Origin of the sequence: Aeromonas sp. 601027 (assembly GCF_049174455.1) — a bacterium.
Taxonomy (GTDB): domain Bacteria; phylum Pseudomonadota; class Gammaproteobacteria; order Enterobacterales; family Aeromonadaceae; genus Aeromonas; species Aeromonas veronii_A.
In genome coordinates, this window is record NZ_JAAKTN010000007.1 from 52,615 (window position 1) to 69,546 (window position 16,932).

Annotated in this window: 18 protein-coding genes and 1 tRNA gene; 8 read left to right on the forward strand and 11 right to left on the reverse strand. The window is 58.2% G+C overall.

Annotated features, from left to right (window positions below):
* Positions 1 to 76: 76 nt before the first annotated feature.
* Complete coding sequence (gene gltX / locus G5193_RS10695) at positions 77 to 1,492, reverse strand: glutamate--tRNA ligase (RefSeq protein WP_421205964.1); 1,416 nt, start codon at positions 1,490 to 1,492, stop codon at positions 77 to 79.
* A 273-nt stretch (positions 1,493 to 1,765) separates the two neighbouring features.
* On the opposite strand from gltX, the gene G5193_RS10700 reads away from it, so the two are divergent.
* The 3 genes from G5193_RS10700 to G5193_RS10710 all read left to right on the forward strand — a co-directional run bounded on the left by G5193_RS10700 (position 1,766) and on the right by G5193_RS10710 (position 5,120).
* A complete protein-coding gene (locus tag G5193_RS10700) occupies positions 1,766 to 3,868 on the forward strand; it encodes a methyl-accepting chemotaxis protein (RefSeq protein ID WP_421205965.1) in 2,103 nt (700 codons plus the stop codon).
* Positions 3,869 to 3,967: 99 nt separating this feature from the next.
* On the forward strand, positions 3,968 to 4,636 hold the full coding sequence (locus tag G5193_RS10705) for a LysM-like peptidoglycan-binding domain-containing protein (RefSeq protein ID WP_103250429.1): 669 nt from the start codon (positions 3,968 to 3,970) through the stop codon (positions 4,634 to 4,636).
* Between the two features lie 274 nt (positions 4,637 to 4,910).
* Positions 4,911 to 5,120, forward strand: coding sequence for a cold-shock protein (locus G5193_RS10710; protein ID WP_005338972.1), 210 nt, complete (start codon positions 4,911 to 4,913; stop codon positions 5,118 to 5,120).
* 239 nt (positions 5,121 to 5,359) lie between these two features.
* On the opposite strand, the gene G5193_RS10715 is transcribed toward G5193_RS10710, so the two are convergent.
* Positions 5,360 to 5,435: transfer RNA gene (locus G5193_RS10715), tRNA-Gly, on the reverse strand.
* Positions 5,436 to 5,613: 178 nt separating this feature from the next.
* Positions 5,614 to 6,159, reverse strand: a complete 546-nt coding sequence (gene orn / locus G5193_RS10720; protein WP_216980192.1) for an oligoribonuclease — start codon at positions 6,157 to 6,159, stop codon at positions 5,614 to 5,616.
* 91 nt (positions 6,160 to 6,250) lie between these two features.
* Here orn and rsgA point away from each other — a divergent pair, with 91 nt between their 5' ends.
* The 5 genes from rsgA to G5193_RS10745 are packed head-to-tail and all read left to right on the forward strand — an operon-like array spanning position 6,251 to position 9,097.
* Positions 6,251 to 7,285, forward strand: a complete 1,035-nt coding sequence (gene rsgA / locus G5193_RS10725) for a small ribosomal subunit biogenesis GTPase RsgA (RefSeq protein ID WP_204356927.1) — start codon at positions 6,251 to 6,253, stop codon at positions 7,283 to 7,285.
* Positions 7,286 to 7,313: 28 nt separating this feature from the next.
* The gene (asd, locus tag G5193_RS10730) at positions 7,314 to 8,186 is read left to right on the forward strand and encodes an archaetidylserine decarboxylase (protein ID WP_064341070.1); all 873 of its coding nucleotides are present in this window, start codon (positions 7,314 to 7,316) and stop codon (positions 8,184 to 8,186) included.
* Positions 8,183 to 8,452, forward strand: a complete 270-nt coding sequence (locus tag G5193_RS10735) for a VF530 family DNA-binding protein (RefSeq protein ID WP_164537628.1) — start codon at positions 8,183 to 8,185, stop codon at positions 8,450 to 8,452. The genes asd and G5193_RS10735 overlap by 4 nt, the downstream gene beginning before the upstream one ends.
* Positions 8,442 to 8,705 carry a DUF2960 domain-containing protein gene (locus G5193_RS10740; RefSeq protein ID WP_421205966.1) on the forward strand — a complete coding sequence of 88 codons (264 nt, stop codon included), beginning with the start codon at positions 8,442 to 8,444 and terminating at the stop codon, positions 8,703 to 8,705. The genes G5193_RS10735 and G5193_RS10740 overlap by 11 nt, the downstream gene beginning before the upstream one ends.
* A gap of 2 nt (positions 8,706 to 8,707) precedes the next feature.
* Positions 8,708 to 9,097: a hypothetical protein gene (locus G5193_RS10745; protein WP_041210445.1), complete on the forward strand. Its 390-nt coding sequence runs from the start codon at positions 8,708 to 8,710 to the stop codon at positions 9,095 to 9,097.
* An 86-nt stretch (positions 9,098 to 9,183) separates the two neighbouring features.
* On the opposite strand, the gene G5193_RS10750 is transcribed toward G5193_RS10745, so the two are convergent.
* The 8 genes from G5193_RS10750 to G5193_RS10785 all read right to left on the reverse strand — a co-directional run bounded on the left by G5193_RS10750 (position 9,184) and on the right by G5193_RS10785 (position 16,837).
* The gene (locus G5193_RS10750) at positions 9,184 to 10,437 is read right to left on the reverse strand and encodes a glutamate-5-semialdehyde dehydrogenase (RefSeq protein WP_421205967.1); all 1,254 of its coding nucleotides are present in this window, start codon (positions 10,435 to 10,437) and stop codon (positions 9,184 to 9,186) included.
* 34 nt (positions 10,438 to 10,471) lie between these two features.
* Positions 10,472 to 11,575: a glutamate 5-kinase gene (gene proB / locus G5193_RS10755; RefSeq protein ID WP_279497509.1), complete on the reverse strand. Its 1,104-nt coding sequence runs from the start codon at positions 11,573 to 11,575 to the stop codon at positions 10,472 to 10,474.
* Between the two features lie 144 nt (positions 11,576 to 11,719).
* Positions 11,720 to 12,112 (reverse strand): sigma factor-binding protein Crl, encoded by a 393-nt coding sequence (crl, locus tag G5193_RS10760; protein ID WP_216952944.1) that lies wholly within the window; start codon positions 12,110 to 12,112, stop codon positions 11,720 to 11,722.
* Positions 12,113 to 12,171: 59 nt separating this feature from the next.
* On the reverse strand, positions 12,172 to 13,440 hold the full coding sequence (gene frsA, locus G5193_RS10765) for an esterase FrsA (protein WP_421205968.1): 1,269 nt from the start codon (positions 13,438 to 13,440) through the stop codon (positions 12,172 to 12,174).
* A gap of 174 nt (positions 13,441 to 13,614) precedes the next feature.
* Entirely contained in the window at positions 13,615 to 14,082 is a 468-nt protein-coding gene (gpt, locus tag G5193_RS10770; protein ID WP_005339007.1) for a xanthine phosphoribosyltransferase, read from the reverse strand.
* Positions 14,083 to 14,191: 109 nt separating this feature from the next.
* Positions 14,192 to 15,238, reverse strand: coding sequence for a phage integrase (locus G5193_RS10775; protein ID WP_421205969.1), 1,047 nt, complete (start codon positions 15,236 to 15,238; stop codon positions 14,192 to 14,194).
* Entirely contained in the window at positions 15,235 to 16,272 is a 1,038-nt protein-coding gene (locus G5193_RS10780; protein WP_421205970.1) for a hypothetical protein, read from the reverse strand. The genes G5193_RS10775 and G5193_RS10780 overlap by 4 nt, the downstream gene beginning before the upstream one ends.
* Positions 16,273 to 16,327: 55 nt before the next feature.
* Positions 16,328 to 16,837, reverse strand: a complete 510-nt coding sequence (locus tag G5193_RS10785) for a S24 family peptidase (protein WP_421205971.1) — start codon at positions 16,835 to 16,837, stop codon at positions 16,328 to 16,330.
* Between the last annotated feature and the right edge of the window lie 95 nt (positions 16,838 to 16,932).

Below are 16,932 nucleotides of genomic sequence, written 5' to 3' on the forward strand. Positions count from 1 at the left end.
CGAAACCAGTGGTTTCGGATTTTTTCTATCGGACAAAGGGCAGGCTCGGCTATCGCCTTGCCCACTCTTGCACAACTTACTCGGCAGCCATACGGGCTTCGATGTAAGCCAGTGCGCGGTCGATACGCGCCAGTACGCGCTCCTTGCCCACCAATGCCATTACGGCGTCGATGGCAGGGGATTGACCCAGACCGGTGACGGCCACACGCAGCGGCATACCAACCTTGCCCATGCCCTGACCCAGCTCGGCGGCAGTGGCTTCAATCAGCTCGTGCAGCGCTTCGGTAGTCCAGCTATCCAGTGCAGCCAGCTTGGTTTTGGCCAGAGCCAGCGGCTCGGCAGCCACGCCGCGCAGGTGCTTCTTGGCAGCGGCTTCGTCGATGGCCTCGCACTCTTCGAACAGGTAGCGGCTCTGGGCGGCCATCTCGACCAGGGTGTTGCAGCGCTCGGCCAGCAGGGTGACCACGTCGGCCAGCGCCGGGCCATTGCTGGTGTCGATCTTCTGGTTTTCCATGTGCCATGCCAGATGCTTGGCAACATAGGCCGGATCCAGGCTGCGCATGTAGTGGTTGTTCAGCCACAACAGCTTGTCGGTGTTGAAGGCGGAGGCAGACTTGGAGATGGCATCCAGGCTGAACAGCTTGATCATCTCTTCCAGGCTGAAGATCTCCTGATCGCCGTGGGACCAGCCCAGACGCACCAGATAGTTCAGCAGCGCTTCCGGCAGGTAGCCGTCGTCGCGGTACTGCATCACGGAGACTGCACCGTGGCGCTTGGAGAGCTTGGCACCGTCGTCACCCAGGATCATGGATACGTGGGCAAACTCAGGTACCGGCGCGTTCAGCGCCTTGTAGATGTTGATCTGGCGCGGGGTATTGTTGATGTGGTCTTCACCACGCACCACGTGGGTGATCTCCATATCCCAGTCATCGACCACTACGCAGAAGTTGTAGGTCGGCGCGCCGTCGGTACGGCGGATAATCAGATCGTCCAGCTCGGTGTTGGCGAACTCGATGCGGCCACGGACGTGGTCATCGAACACCACGGAACCTTCGGTCGGGTTGCGGAAGCGAATCACGTGCGGCGCATCGGCCGGGTGATCGTGGGCGTGGTCGCGGCACTTGCCGTCGTAACGTGGCTTCTCGCCGTTGGCCATCTGGCCTTCGCGCAGCGCTTCCAGACGCTCTTTGGAGCAGTAGCACTTGTAGGCGCGGCCATCGGCCAGCATCTCGTCGATCAGAGCGTTGTAGCGATCGAAGCGCTTGGTCTGGTAGTAGGGGCCCTCATCCCAGTTCAGCTCCAGCCATTCCATGCCCTCAATGATGGCGTCGATTGCCTCCTGAGTGGAACGTTCCAGATCGGTATCCTCAATACGCAGCACGAACTCACCGCCCTGGTTCTTTGCAAACAACCAGGAATAGAGTGCGGTACGGGCACCGCCGACATGCAAAAAGCCGGTCGGGCTGGGAGCAAAACGGGTTTTGACTTTCATCTTTAAGCCTTGTGTAGAGGGCCTTGGGCCAATTCGTTAAAAAAACCGTCGCATTTTAGCACCGACAATCACGGATGGGAAAACCATGACGCCATTGCGGGCTAAAGTAGGGGGTTAAATCTGTCGCCATTTGCATCTGTAGCCCGATATTTGAAGAGGATCGCAAAACAGAAGCCCCGTTTCCGATTTGCTATGCACAATGCTGGAGAGCTGCCTCCTCCGGTCGATACCCAAATAACGCTCACCACACTTCTCACGAACAAGGAAGAGACGATGCAGTTCCGTTCTATCCAGAATCGCATTCTAGTGATGGCCGGGATCGCCATGACCGCAGCCCTGGTCATCCTGATCCTGCTCAACCAATACTCCGGCCAACAGACCCAACAACTGACCATCAGCTCCAGCCGTGAAGCGCTGCAGCAGGAGGCATGGCAGAAGGTCAGCGCCAATGCCCGCGCCGAGGCGGCCACCATCACCCAGCTGCTGCAAAAAGGGCTCTCCTACACCCAGCAGATGGCCAGCGCCCTCGCCCTGCAACAACAGGGCAAACTACCGCTGGATCGCCAGCAGGCCACCGACCTGCTCAAGGCACAATTGGCGTTGGAGCCCCAGCTCTATGGCGCCTTTGCCGGCTTCGAGCCCAACGGTTTCGACGGTCAGGATGCCAGCTTTGCCGGTCAGACCGCGCTCGGTAGCGACAGCAAGGGGCGCTTTGTCCCCTATTTCTATCGCGACAAGGATCAAATCGGCACCGATCTGCTGCTCTCCATCGAAAAAACCGACCCGGACGAATTCGGCAATCCCGCCAACGACTACTACGCCTGCCCGAAACGGGAAGGACGGTCTTGTCTGATCGATCCCTTCAAGGTGGATATCAACGGTCAGCAGGTGCTGGTGAGCACTATCACCACCCCCATCATGGTGGATGGTCAGTTCAAGGGGATCGCCGCGCTGGATCTGGCGGTGGACTCCATCAGCCGTCAGGCACAGTCCCTCAACAGCAACATCTATGACGGCAAGGGGGAAACCCTGATCGTCAGCGCCGCCGGTGTCATCACAGGCACCAGCGGTGATGCCAGCCTGCTCGGCAGCAGCGCAAGTAAGGTGCTGGGCAACCAGTGGCAGCAGTACCTGAAACCGGAAGTTCAGCGTCAGGAGCTGGACGAGTCATTCCGTATTTCCGTCCCCATCATGGTGCCGGGAATGAGCCGCAACTGGGCCATCATCGTCACCCTGCCCTACAAGGTGGTACTGGCGGGGGCCGATCAGCTGGAGAGCCAGCTCAATGAGATGAACCGGGCCGCGGTGACCCAGCAGCTGGTCGGTGCCTTTATCGTACTGGTACTGGCGCTGGCCACCATGCTGGTGATTGCACGCAGCATCACAGGCCCCATCCGTCAGATGGTCAGCCTGGTGGATGACATCGCCGATGGTGAAGGGGATCTCACCAAACGCCTCACGACCCGCTCGGTGGATGAGCTGGGGGATCTCGCCAAGGGGATCAACCGCTTTATCGACAAGCTGCAAGGGTTGCTCGGGGATGTGCTCAAGACTGCCAGCGAGGTGAACCGCTACGCCGGTGACACCGATCGCATTGCCGGTCAGACCGACAACAATCTGCAGCATCATCAGGCCGAGATGGAGCAGATGCTGACCGCGGTACAGGAGATGTCCTACGTCAGTCAGGAGGTCGCCACCCACGCCAACAATACCGCCGACTCGGCTAAACAGGCGCAAAGCGCTGCCGATCAGGGCAAGGAGCGCTTCCAGCAGGTGATCCAGTCGATGCACAAGGTCGCGGCAGAAGCCGGTAAAGGGGCCGAAGTGGTGGAAGGGCTGGCTCACGACAGCGCCCAGATCACCAGCATCCTCACCGTCATTCAGGGAATTGCCGACCAGACCAACCTGCTGGCCCTCAACGCCGCCATCGAGGCTGCCCGGGCTGGCGAACAGGGCCGCGGCTTTGCGGTAGTCGCCGACGAGGTGCGCAAACTGGCGGGCAATACCCAGCAGGCGGTACAGAACACCCAGGAGTTGATCGAGAAGATCCGCCTCAGCTCCACCAATGCAGTCAACGCCATCAACCAGAGCCAGCAGCTGACCCATCAAGCGGTGGGCGAGGCGGATCTGGCGGAAGAGGCGCTCGGCAGCATCTACCAGGCCATCTCCACCATCAACGACATGACCTATCAGATCGCCTCCGCCGCCGAAGAGCAGAGCTCGGTCTCAGAAACCGTCTCCGGCAACCTGTCAAAAACCAACGCACTGGCCAACGACATTGCTCAGGATGCGACCGAAACGGCCAAAGCCAGTCAGGCATTGCGTCAGGCGGCCGACAAATTGCAGCAATTACTGGGTCAATTTCGTCTCAGCTGATAATTTTCCGCCTCAGGACTCTCCCCCTCGGGGGCGAGTCCGTTTACCATAGGCGACGAATTTGCCTGATGGCAGGCAATGTAGTGAGAGGTAAATGCCGTGCCCACCCCGGACCGTCGCCCACGAGGCCATAACAGACGAGCCCAGCAGCGTCGCCAAGACGAATCACAAGGCTCCCTGCTCCATCGCATCAATGCCGCGACCCTGTCCCTGCGCCAACGTTTTGGCCAAGGGATGAGCAACCTCGGCCAACGTCGCCAGGATGCCAAAGCAGGCAAATTCAAGCTGTCCAGCCCGCTGCCGCGTAAAAACACCATAGGTCTGCTGATCCTGATCCCGCTCTGGTTGCTGGTGCTGGCCTGGGAGCCGGCACCATCCGCCCCCAAAGCCGCCCCTTCCGGCTCGCTGGAAGTGCCGCTGGCCGTGCCTGCTCAAGCTCTAACTGTCGGTAATGGCGCGGCAGGTAGTGCCCCCGCGGCAGCCAAGCCGGTCGAAGAGAAGGTCAACGGTACCTGGCTGCAACACGATGTGCAGGCGGGTGAGACCCTCTACTCCATCTGGCGCAAATTCGAGTTGCCGGGTGCCGAGCTGAGCCGCCTGATCGCCATCGAGGGGCCGGATCGCCCCCTGACCCGCCTGCAATCGGGCCGCTCTATCTTCATCCTGGTGGACGACACCCGCCGCATCCAGCGGGTGGAGATCCGCTCCTACGGTCAGGCGGTTTACCGCTACGACCGGCAGGGCGAAGGGTTCGCCCTCAAGGAATAACAAAAACGGGAGGCGCTGGCCTCCCGTTTTTTTCAGTCAAATCTCTACAAATAAGCTACTGACTTCACAATATTTTTAGCTTGTTCAAAAAACGAAAGGGGTCAAATTGACAAGGATCGGCGCTAACGTACAATCGTTTGTGCTTTAGACAGGGATTGTTCTGCGTGCTACTGGGACAAAGAGACGTGGTCAGTCATGAGCCAACCCCTGCTTGCAAGGCAAATGCAGCCCAGCACGGGCTTAGTTTCATTTTGTTATTGATAGGATTTAGCACATGTCTGACATTCGCACCGGCCAGGTAAAATGGTTCAACGAAACCAAGGGTTTTGGCTTTATTGAACAATCCCAGGGTCCGGACGTATTCGTTCACTTCTCCTCCATCCAGAGCACCGGTTTCAAAACCCTGGCTGAAGGTCAAAAAGTCCAGTTCACTGTGACCCAGGGCAAAAAAGGCCCTCAGGCTGAGAACGTTACTCTGGTTTAAGCCCGCGCCAGTGAATCATGCAGGAGGAGCCAAGGCCCCTCCTCTTTTTTGCCCGCAATTCTCGCCTCCTACCACCTGTTACAACCGCTTGCCTCGTACAATCCGCACCATGAGCCCACATCCCCTTCCTGTTAGCAGGAGGTGGTAGAGACGCACCTAGTAAACGCCAGATACGACAAAGCATCGCAGCGCGATGTGAGGGGCAATTCAGAGGGATTATGAAGACTTCGAAGAGAGATTGGAGCGGGAAACGAGACTCGAACTCGCGACCCCGACCTTGGCAAGGTCGTGCTCTACCAACTGAGCTATTCCCGCAACTACCTTAAAACAGGCCGTACAGCATTTGGTTGCTTGCGCTACTGTACGGGAGCCGAATTATAAGAGCAGTCATTCCAATTGCAAGGGCTTTTTTGTCTGGTTGCGCGCGTTCGCTCAAAAGCTGGCCGAACTGTCGATTTTAGCAGCCAGCGCATGACAAACCCTTGCCGGGGAATCAGATCTTGAAGACGTGGCTGCGATAGAACTGCAGCTCGGCGATGGATTCGCGGATGTCGTCCAGCGCCTGGTGGGTGCCGCTCTTCTTGAACTGATCCAGCAACTCCGGCTGCCAGCGGCGTACCAGCTCCTTGATGGTGCTGACGTCGACGTTGCGGTAGTGGAAGAAGGCTTCCAGATCAGCCATGTGCTTGACCATGAAGCGGCGATCCTGACCGATGCTGTTGCCGCACAGCGGGCTGGTGCGCTCCGGCACCCACTGGCGAATGAACGCGAGGGTCTCGGCAACGGCTTTCGCCTCGTCATGCTGGCTCGCCTTGACCCGGGCCACCAGACCACTGTTGGTATGGGTGTTGACGTTCCACTCGTCCATCTTGGCCAGCTCTTCGTCGCTCTGGTGAATGGCGATGACCGGCCCTTCGGCCAGCACGTTCAGGTCCTTGTCGGTGACGATGGTGGCAATCTCCAGTACCACGTTCTCTTCGGGGTCGAGACCCGTCATCTCCATGTCGATCCATACCAGGTTCTGCGCGCTGACTGTCATGATTACTCTCTCTGTTGGGAGGAATGGCGGAATTTTGCCAATTTGCATGTATCATACTGGCTTTGGATCTGTTCATAAACTGGCGAATCGAGTGGCAAAGAAAGCAAAACTCAATCTGGGTCAACAAAGACGCGTCCAGGCCAACCGCGAGCGTCGGCTGCAAAAAGAGCACACCACAGAGGTGGATGACACCCTGTTTGGCCCGGCCATCGAAGGGGTGGTGATCAGCCGTTTCGGTCAACACGCGGACGTGGAAGCGAGCGATGGCACCATCCACCGCAGCAACCTGCGGCGCAGCAGCATCAGCAGTCTGGTCTGTGGCGACAAGGTGGTGTGGCGTCCCGGCCTCAATGCCGCGACAGCGGGCGTCATCGAGGCGGTGCATCCGCGCCACTCGGTACTGACCCGGCCGGACTTCTACGACGGGGTCAAACCCATCGCCGCCAACATCGACCAGATCATCATCGTCTCGGCGGTGATGCCCGAGTTCTCCACCAACATCGTCGACCGCTATCTGGTGGCCGCCGAGGATGTGGAGATCCGCCCCCTCATCGTGCTGAACAAGGTCGACATGCTCGATGATGCCGCCAGAGCGCGCATCGAGAGCCAGCTCGAAACCTATCGCAAACTCAATTACGAAGTGCTGCTGGTGAGCTGCGAGAGCGGCGAAGGGCTCGATGAGCTGAAAGCCGCACTGACCGACAAGATCAGCATCTTCGTCGGCCAGTCCGGGGTCGGCAAGTCGTCCCTCACCAATGCCCTGATGCCGGGGCTGGATGTGCTCACCGGCGAGATCTCCGAGAACTCGGGGCTCGGCCAGCACACCACCACCACGGCGCGGCTCTACCACTTCCCGAGCGGTGGCGATCTCATCGACTCCCCCGGGATCCGCGAGTTCGCCCTCTGGCATCTGGAGGCCGACCGCATCACCTGGTGCTTCGTCGAATTCCGCGACTATCTGGGTGGCTGCAAGTTCCGCGACTGTACCCACAAGGACGATCCCGGCTGTGCCCTGCGCGCCGCGGTCGACGCGGGCGCCATCAGCGCTGATCGCTTCCACAACTATCACCGCATCCTGGAAACCATGCAGGAAGCCCGTCACGGTCGCCAACAGGCGCGCCTGTGACCCTAATAAACCTACGTTGATGATGAACATGAGCATTACTGACAACCTGAAAATTGCCGGTCAATACTGTCTGCCCAAGCACGCCCTCTCCCGTCTGATCGGCAAATTTGCCGCTGCCGAAGCGGGCAACATCACCACCAAAGTGATCGAGGCTTTTATCAAGCAGTACAAGGTCGACATGAGCGAGGCGCTGCACGAGAGCCCGGCCCACTACAAGAGCTTCAACGAGTTCTTCACCCGCGAGCTCAAGCCCGGTATCCGCCCCGTGGTAGAAGATGCCATGACTCTGGCGCTGCCGGTGGATGGTACCGTCAGCCAGCTCGGCCCCATCCAGCAGGGTCGCATCATTCAGGCCAAGGGCCACGACTACAGCGCCCGCGAGCTGCTGGGCGGTTATGAGGATCTGGTGGCACCGTTCAAGGATGGCGACTTCGCCACCATCTACCTGGCGCCCAAGGATTATCACCGCATCCACATGCCGCTGGACGGCGTACTGGAGAGCATGGTGTTCGTGCCGGGGGATCTCTTCTCCGTCAACCCGCTCACCGCCGAGAACGTGCCGAATCTGTTTGCCCGCAACGAGCGGGTGGTCGCCACCTTCCGCACCCCGCACGGCCCCATGGCGCTGGTGCTGGTCGGTGCCACTATCGTGGCCAGCATCGAGACCATCTGGGCCGGCAACATTGCGCCGACCAAAGAGAAGAAGGTGGTGCGCTGGGACTACACCGGCGACGAGGCCATTACCCTGCAAAAAGGTGCCGAGATGGGGCTGTTCAAACTGGGCAGTACCGTCGTCTGCCTCTTTGGCCCGGGCATGCTGGCCGGTTTCGAGCCCCATCTGGCCAACGGGGTCACCACCCGCATGGGTCAGCCCTTTGCCAAGCTGGCGGAGCAGGCATGAGCGAGCAACCGAACGCCTCGCAGAAGAACAACCCGCTGCATGGGCTGACGCTGGAAGCCATCGTCACCGCGCTGGTCGAACACTACGGCTGGGAAGAGCTGGGGCAGCAGATCAATATCCGCTGCTTCACCCATGAGCCCAGCGTCAAATCCAGCCTGAAGTTCTTGCGCAAGACCCCCTGGGCTCGGGAGAAGGTCGAAAGCCTCTACCTCTACGTCCAGCGCAAGCAAGCCAAATCGAAGAAGGAAGGGCAAGATGGCCTTTAAGATTACGTACACCTATAAAAAACAGGCCAAAGAGCTCGGCTATGCCAACGACAAGTTCCGCAGCATCTACGACGCCATCGCCGCAGCCGAAGGGCTGGATCTCTCCAGCTTCCACGCCATGGAGGCTCAGCTGGCTCAGGTGTGCCGGCGCGACAAGAAGAGCGTGAAGGATTACCGGGAGAACTACTTCAAGGAGCTGGGGTTCTCCAACATCGTCATCGAACGGGACAATCTCGAAGAGGATCAGGAGTAACCATGCGAACCTTGACTCTGATGGCCGCCTCTTTGCTGCTGGCGGCATGCAGTACACCGGAACAACATCTGGTTGGCAGCGATCGCGACAGCCACGGCTGCATCGGCAGTGCGGGCTATCAGTGGTCAGCGCTGACCGGCAAATGCGTGCGCCTGTTCGAGCAGGGCATCCGGCTCAATCCGACCGATGCCAGCCAGACCAGCAGTGCGTTCGTGCTGTTCAACACCGATCAGAGCAAGGCCGAGCTCACCCTGCCCACTGGCGAGCAGCACCAGCTTGCCCGTCAGGGCATGGAAGGCAACTGGTCGTGGCAGGGTAGCGGCTACACCCTCTTCCCCTGGAAGGGCTATGTGCTCAAATCCGGTGACAAGGTGCTCTATCAGGGGGAGTAACCCGAACGCCTGATATCTTCCCGATATCCGCCAAATAAAATGCCGACCCAAGTGGTCGGCATTTTTGTATGTGAAACAGACTGTTATCAGGCGCGGCTAAGGTAATCGGCCTGCCCCACCCACTTGTAGCTGGTGAGCTCGGTCAGCCCCATGGGGCCACGAGCGTGCAGCATCTGGGTCGAGACCGCCACCTCGGCCCCCAGCCCAAACTGGCCACCATCGGTGAAACGGGTCGAGGCGTTGACGTAGACAGCCGCCGAACCGGCCCCGTTGACGAAACGCTCGGCGTTGGCCAGATCGTTGGTCAGGATGGCATCGGAGTGGCCGGCGTTGTGCTCGCGCATATGGGCCAGCGCCTCGTTCACATCCGCCACCAGCTTGACCCCCAGGGTCAGCCCCAGCCACTCGGTATCGAAATCCTCCGGCCCCGCCTCGCACAGGTTGTCGGCACCCGCCAGCAGCGTCATGGCGTTGGCCGCGGCCACCAGCGTCACCTTGCGCTCGTTCATCAGCGTCACCAGTTGCGGCAGGAAGGTGGCTGCCACCTTCTCGTGTACCAGCAGGGTATCGAGGGCGTTGCAGGCGGAGGGGCGCTGCACCTTGGCGTTGTCGATGACCGCCAGAGAGCGCACCAGATCTGCACTCTCGTCGACGAAAATATGGCTGATACCGAACCCGCCGATGATGACCGGGATGGAGCTGTTCTCCTTGCACATCTTGTGCAGGCCGGCGCCACCGCGGGGGATGATCATGTCTACATAGCGGTCGAGGCGCAGCAGCTCGCCGACCAGCGCCCGATCCGGGTTGTCGATGTACTGCACAGCCGCCTCGGGCAGACCGGAGGCCGCCAAGGCATGCTGGATCACCCGCACCAGTTCCAGATTGGAGTGGAAGGTCTCGCGCCCGCCGCGCAGTATGCTGGCGTTACCGGTCTTGAGGCAGAGGCTGGCGATGTCGATGGTGACGTTGGGGCGCGCCTCGTAGATGACGCCGATAACCCCGATGGGCACCCGACGACGGGAGAGACGCAGGCCATTTTCCAGCACCCGGCTATCCATTTCGGCGCCGACCGGATCGTCCAGCGTGATCACCTTGCGCACATCTGCCACGATACCGGCTAGCCGGGCCGGATTGAGCAGCAGGCGATCCAGCATCGCCTCTGACAAGCCCGCCTCACGGCCGGCGGCGATATCTTTCGCGTTGGCGGCGAGGACCTGCTCACTGCGCGCCTCCAGCTCGTCGGCGATGGCGGCCAGTGCCCGATTCTTCTGCGCCGTGCTGATGGTAGCCAGCTGATAGGCGGCTTCTCGGGCCGCCTGCCCCATTTTCTCCAGACTCATCTCATTTCCCTTTGTTCATGCTGTGCCGCCCTGATTAGAGCAGCACCATATCGTCTCGATGGATGGCTACTGAACCATATCCATAGCCCAGTACCTGCTCAATCTGATCCGAGTGGACGCCGCGCAGTTTATCCAGCTCCAGATGGTCGTAACGGCAGATACCGCGCGCCAACTCGGCGCCTTTGGGATCAAGAATACGCACCACATCGCCCCGAATGAAATCGCCCTTGACTGCCACAATCCCCTTGGGCAGCAAGCTGGAGCCTTTCTCCTTCATGGCGGCCACTGCGCCCGGATCCACATGCACTTCGCCGTGAGGAGGTGGGCCTGCCAGGATCCAGCTCTTGCGTCCTTCCAGCGGGGACGCCAGCGCGGGAAACAGGGTGCCAATCCGCTCACCCTTGGCAAGACGGCCAATCACCTCCGGCATCTGGCCGGTCGCGATCACCACGTTGACACCAGCTCGACGGGCCACATCGGCGGCCTGCAGCTTGGTAGCCATGCCGCCGGTGCCAAGGCCGCTGACACTGTCACCCGCCAGCGATCGCAAGGTATCGTCGATGGTCTGCACCTCTTCAATAAGCTGGGCATCGGGATTGGTGCGCGGATCGGCGGTAAAGAGCCCCTTCTGGTCTGTCAGCAGGATCAGCAGATCCGCATCCGCTAGAATGGCGGCCCGTGCGGAGAGGTTGTCGTTGTCGCCGACCTTGATCTCGGCGGTCGCCACCGCATCGTTTTCGTTGATGACCGGAATAATGCGGTGATCGAGCAAGGTGCGCATGGTGTCGCGGGCGTTGAGGTAGCGCTCCCGATCTTCCAGATCGGCGCGGGTCAGCAGCATCTGGCCGATATGCAGACCGTAGAGGTTGAACAGATCCTGCCATACCCGAATAAGCTGGGTCTGACCAACCGCCGCCAGCATCTGCTTGTTGGGCAGGGTTGGCGCCAGTGGCGGGTGACCCAGATGTTCACGCCCGGCGGCGATAGCCCCTGATGTGACGACCACGACCCTGTGGCCGTGACGGTGCAAGGCCGCACACTGTCTGACCAGCTCGACCATATGGGCACGATTGAGCTGGGAAGACCCCCCTGTGAGCACGCTGGTGCCCAACTTGACGACTATGGTTCTGTTTTCCATGGGAGCATAAAGGCTAAAAAATAAGGAATATCTTTATACCCACGGCCATGGGGCCCTGCAAGGCAATTCCATAAAGGGTGATGAAAGGATGGGGCAAGAGTCTCCCTGCGAGCTCGTCACAACCTCTCGCAGGGCATCAGAGGCTCAGGCAGCCGTTACACTCAACTCGTTGGTCACCTGTTCGGCAGGCACTAGCTGACACTCGAGCGAGGCCAGTTTGTCACTGATCAATTTGTAGAAACGGTTGAGGGTCCGTTCCACCTCGACCTGGTGCTTCTTGGGGATCGGCTTGTCGAGCCACTCGCCATCGGCATTGTACAATCCGAACTGGTAATGGTAGCGGAACAGATGATCCTCCTGCTCCAGCACCAGCCACCAACCCCAGAACTCCCGCTTGTCTGGCGCCGGTTTGGCACTGACACAAACGGAAAGACTGTCGAAACGGTAACGCCCCTCTTCACAGAGATCCTCACGCAAATAGGGGCCAATGGCAGCAAACTGTCTCAGCAGTCGCTTGTAGGTCACTCTTTCAGACATGTTAACCTCCCTGTTAAACAAGCCGCGCCACCTCGGGATGGCGTCAGTCCTTCAGCGCATCAGATACATAGATGCTGTTTCAGCCACTCGACGATTTCGTCCAGCGCCTTGTCATACACCTCAAGCAAGGGCTGCTTGTCGAAGACGATGGCCTTGCCGTTACGACTGGCCGCCGCCAATGCCCGTACATCCTGCTCGGGACAGATGAAATCTCGTTTGTGTCCAATACTCAATATCGGCACAGAGGTGCGAGTCCCCAGTAATCCCTGCGTTTTCAGTGAAAATACCTGACACTTGGTACGCATGGTATCCCAATGAGCCGCATCAGCGCCCAACCGGTTGGCCAGGCTGTCCCGCATCATGCGCGGGCACTTGGCAAACAACTCCTGATTGGTAAACACCTGATTGACCCCGGCCCCGACACAGACCACGGTTTTGAGCTTGAATGGCTCGATAAAGGCCAGACGTGCCGCCACATTGCCTGCCAATCGCATACCGACCATAGCGATACGCTGATGATCGACCCAGGCCACTTCGGAGAGATAGTGCAGCACAGCCTGATGAAGGCGGCTGGTATCCTGTACCAATGGCCAATGCTCGGCATAGCCGATGCCCGGCATGTCGAGGGAGAGCATACCGATGCCGTTGGGCTCGAGTCGCTTGAGATAGAAGTTGAGGAAATCGAGCTGCAGAGAGTCGATCCCCCCGCTGATGATCACCAGAGGCACCGGTTTGTCGGTGGTCGGCAGGTGGAGATAACCCTGAATATGCTTGCCGCGAAAGGGCACCTGGATCTCTTTGAGCGGCACCTTGAACAACCGGCCCGCCTCGCGATAGGCCATATTGCCAAGCAGCTGGGCCTGATCCGCCAGTTCATCATCCTTGAGATGGGGGTAGCTGGCGATGGAATAGTAGCGCACCGCCTTGAGCAGCTGTTTCAAGGCGCCAGCTGCATCCCCCTGCTCACGCAGTTCGCGCCCAAGCTTGAAGTAGTTACCAGCCACCTGGCTCCACTCATAGATCCAGTTGCCAGGCACATAGCCCTTGATGGTATCGAGATAGCAGTAATGGGTGCGTTCACCGGTCGCCATGGCGATGCGGGCCAGAGTCTGCTCAACCTCGACCGGGTCGGCCCCCTGCCAGGCCCAGGAGGGGCGGCGCAGCAGGCGATACCAGCTCTTTGACATGGAGCCGTCGATAAACATCTCGTCTGACTCTGCTTCGGCAATGTCCGCCGGGCTGGAGTTGGAGATCTCGGAAGTTTCCAGCACCTTCTTGACCCGGGTAAACAGCTTTTCGGTCAGATTGAGGTCGTCGTTCAAGTCCAAGATTGTGTCCCATTCATATCAGGCAATAGCTCATCTTAACCACTTTTACTGCCCATCAGCCACCCTGCAACAGATTGATACACAAAAAAAACAGGGGCTCCATCAAGGAGCCCTGTGAAACCATTCTTGCCGCGTGCGGCCAATTGACGCTCTGAACGTCACATCCCGATCCCGTTACTTTTCGTCGCAGATCGGTGTGGCGAACTCCAGCGCCATATCCCACGGCTGTTCAATCCAGGTATCCTGCGGGATTGCCACTTCGAAATCGTCCAGCAGCGCTTCGCCCATCGGCTTGGCGAAGATCGCGATGAACTTGGCTTTCGGGTAGAGCTCGCGGATCGCCTTGGCGGTAGTGCCGGTGTCTACCAGATCTTCCACCACCAGCCAGCCTTCGCCGTCACCGGCGGTGGTGGCAGCTTTAACGACTACCAACTCGCGCTGGCTGTCGTGGTCATAGCTGGAGATGCAGAGGGTTTCCACATTACGAATGCCAAGTTCACGGGCCATCAGGGCTGCGGGCACCAGACCACCACGGCTGACCGCGATGATACCTTTCCACTGGCTGACAGGCAGCTGACGACGGGCCAGACGGCGAGCTTCACGTTGCAGGTTGTCCCACGACACATAGAATTTTTTAGGCATAGTAATGAACTCAACAGCTTGTAGTTAAAACAAAGGGTTATGGCGCAACGGTACGCCGTGTTATGCAATGCTTACGTAATTCTGCCGCCACTTTGCCGCCATTTTCTACCTATGAGTGAGGGCTGGCCAGAGGGTTTAATCTGACCGCGTCATCAAGGTGATCGGGGGCAAAGTGTGCGTATCTCATGGTCATCGTGATGCTGCTGTGACCGAGGATGCGCTGTAGGACAAGGATATTACCACCGTTCATCATGAAATGGCTCGCAAACGTATGCCGTAATACGTGAGAAAGTTGCCCTTCGGGCAGTTTTACCCCTGAATTTTCGGCGGCGTATTCGAATGCGTCATAGCATGGGGGGAACAGCTTGCCCTCATAGAGGCCCCGCTTGGGGATGAGTTCATAGAGTTCTGGCGAGATAGGGACCGAGCGATTGCGCTTGCTCTTGGTCTGGGTGAAGGTCAGCCGATATTTACTCACCTGGGATCGGGTCAACCCCTGCACCTCAGACCAGCGGGCGCCGGTGGCCAGACAGAGCTTGACCACTGTGGTCAAGGCCGAAACGCGGGACTTTGCACAGCTGGCCAGCAGCAGGTCGATCTCGGCCGCCGTCAGGAAAGACATTTCATTCTCTTGTGTCTTCACCTTGCGCAGCCCGGTCAGCGGGTGGGGGTTGACCCACTCTCCCAACCGGATCAGCTCGCCGAACACCGCATTGAGCAGCCGCTGCTCATCGTTGACCGTCTTTGGCCCTGCCGCCCTGTCTCTGCATCGCCCAGGAAAGATGATGGCCCCAGTGAGCCGCCCCTCGCGGTAGGCGGCAAAATGGCTCTTGTTGAAATCTACGGCGTAGGGGTCACCCATCGCACCGGCCATCAGGTCGAGCTTGCGCCTGACCTGCTCCCCAGCGACCAGCGTCTGGCCGTGCAGGCGGTGCCATTGCTCGATGATGTCGGATAACCGGCGCTTATCTTCGGTCACCTTGTTGGCCGTCAGCCAGGGATTGCTGTTGCTCTCTTCGAGTAGCCACTTCTCCCACACCTGCGCCTCACCTTTGGTGGCGAACCGCTTGCGCTTGCGGGGGCCGTCTCGGCCTTGGGGATAGACTTCGGCAAGCCAGGGGCGCGGCTTGCCGTCATCGAGTTTGCGGACTGTCATTCAGAAATGATGCTCAGAATGTTGCCGTCGAGATCGACCTGCGCCACAACGGTATTTTTTACCACGCCACCAAATCCATTTTTGCCACGGAAGGTAGTGGAAACGATGAGCGAATCACCGAGATCCCGATAGGTGGTCTCAACATGCTCATAGCTGTCGGGGTCATTCATACTTTTCTTTATCGCCCGCTCAAGGGTGCGATGCGATCCATCCCAAGCACTAAACTGTGATTCGAGTTTTTTAATTCTTGCTTCAATGACAGCTTTCTTGGCTGACACCTTATCAATCTCGGCCTGCTTGTCCTGCTTTGATTCATACGGGTATACAGCAACGTAATCAAGGCTTGGGTTGGGTAGGTGAATATCATCTGGCTTAACGCCATATTTCTTGGCAAGGAATGCCTTGAGTTTTTCCTCATTCAAGTCGCCATTCTTATTTAAATAACGGCTACGATTTTTAACCCAATCACGGTAAACGCCCCATTCTTTTTCGGTGACAGTTACATTGGATGCGGATAAATCCCAGACAATTCCATTGCAGTCTTTCCCTGAGAAGTTACATGCATCAGAAAAATAGGTGGCCTTAGCTAAATTGCTGCCCTTGCCTGCAAACAACTTGTCATGCTCGACAAATACGTTGACAACAGGGATGCCTGTTTTATCAAATATATCGCTCGCAGCCTTACGAGCTGTGGCCGCCCTATCTCCTTTTGTTTCGGCTGTTGGCGCTGCCACGAAGAATGTTTCCTTTCTGGCTTTTGACTTCATATCGCCAGATATAATTGTATAAGGCTTTGCCTCGCCTATTTCTCTTGGCTTAACCTCTTCTACTTTGCTAGATGCGGCTTTTGACTCTGTTGGTTTTTCATCGCCACCAGTACATGATTTTATTACGAATACAATGACGATTAACCCTATGACTCCAAGGATGTAATCCTTTGCAGTAACAGCAGGGTTTTTAATGCCGCAGTGTGGACATACTTTTGCAGAGTTGCTTACTTCTTTCTTGCATTCCTTGCACTTCACCAAGGCCATTTTTTTATCCCTCTTGATTTTTTATTGTGAAAAAGGGGCTTTTGGCCCCTGATGATTAGAATTTTTTACCTGCCCATGCCACACGGCCAACGATATGCACATCGGCACGCTGCTCTTTGGTGACCACTTGGGTTTCATAGCCGGGATTGTCGGAAATCACCTTGATGCCGCCGAGCACATCGAATTGCAGCCGCTTGACCAGCAGGCTGTCACCGATGCGCAGCACATAGAGTCCATCGCGCAGCGCGTCACCGTTGCACAGGTTCACCAGGATGATGTCGTTGTTGCTGATGGTGGGCTCCATGCTGTCGCCCTTGGCGCGGATCACGGCCAGCCGTTCGGGGGATAGACCCTCTTTCTTGAGCCATTCGGTGCGGAAGGCCATCGGGTCGGTTTTCAACTCTTCGGAAACCGTCGCCCCGAAACCGGCAGAGGCAAACACCTGATAGCAATCGACCAGCGTGTAGTCCTGCATCTTGCTGTTGTAAGTAGAGGTGGATTCCTCGGCAACCACTGTGTCATCAGCAGGGCCGACTCTCACATAAGACGGGACTTCTGGCAGCACGGAAATCTGCTCAGGTTGTTCACCAAGTCCAAGGCAAAGCCACAAGAACAATCGAGGCTCATGGCCACAGATTTGAGATACCAAGCCAACTGACG

Bases quoted from the DNA above. Each gene is read 5' to 3' on its own strand.
- gltX (WP_421205964.1), bottom strand. From the start codon at position 1,492: ATGAAAGTCAAAACCCGTTTTGCTCCCAGCCCGACCGGCTTTTTGCAT.
- G5193_RS10700 (WP_421205965.1), top strand. From the start codon at position 1,766: ATGCAGTTCCGTTCTATCCAGAATCGCATTCTAGTGATGGCCGGGATC.
- G5193_RS10710 (WP_005338972.1), top strand. From the start codon at position 4,911: ATGTCTGACATTCGCACCGGCCAGGTAAAATGGTTCAACGAAACCAAG.
- orn (WP_216980192.1), bottom strand. From the start codon at position 6,159: ATGACAGTCAGCGCGCAGAACCTGGTATGGATCGACATGGAGATGACG.
- asd (WP_064341070.1), top strand. From the start codon at position 7,314: ATGAGCATTACTGACAACCTGAAAATTGCCGGTCAATACTGTCTGCCC.
- G5193_RS10735 (WP_164537628.1), top strand. From the start codon at position 8,183: ATGAGCGAGCAACCGAACGCCTCGCAGAAGAACAACCCGCTGCATGGG.
- G5193_RS10740 (WP_421205966.1), top strand. From the start codon at position 8,442: ATGGCCTTTAAGATTACGTACACCTATAAAAAACAGGCCAAAGAGCTC.
- G5193_RS10745 (WP_041210445.1), top strand. From the start codon at position 8,708: ATGCGAACCTTGACTCTGATGGCCGCCTCTTTGCTGCTGGCGGCATGC.
- G5193_RS10750 (WP_421205967.1), bottom strand. From the start codon at position 10,437: ATGAGTCTGGAGAAAATGGGGCAGGCGGCCCGAGAAGCCGCCTATCAG.
- proB (WP_279497509.1), bottom strand. From the start codon at position 11,575: ATGGAAAACAGAACCATAGTCGTCAAGTTGGGCACCAGCGTGCTCACA.
- crl (WP_216952944.1), bottom strand. From the start codon at position 12,112: ATGTCTGAAAGAGTGACCTACAAGCGACTGCTGAGACAGTTTGCTGCC.
- gpt (WP_005339007.1), bottom strand. From the start codon at position 14,082: ATGCCTAAAAAATTCTATGTGTCGTGGGACAACCTGCAACGTGAAGCT.
- G5193_RS10775 (WP_421205969.1), bottom strand. From the start codon at position 15,238: ATGACAGTCCGCAAACTCGATGACGGCAAGCCGCGCCCCTGGCTTGCC.
- G5193_RS10780 (WP_421205970.1), bottom strand. From the start codon at position 16,272: ATGGCCTTGGTGAAGTGCAAGGAATGCAAGAAAGAAGTAAGCAACTCT.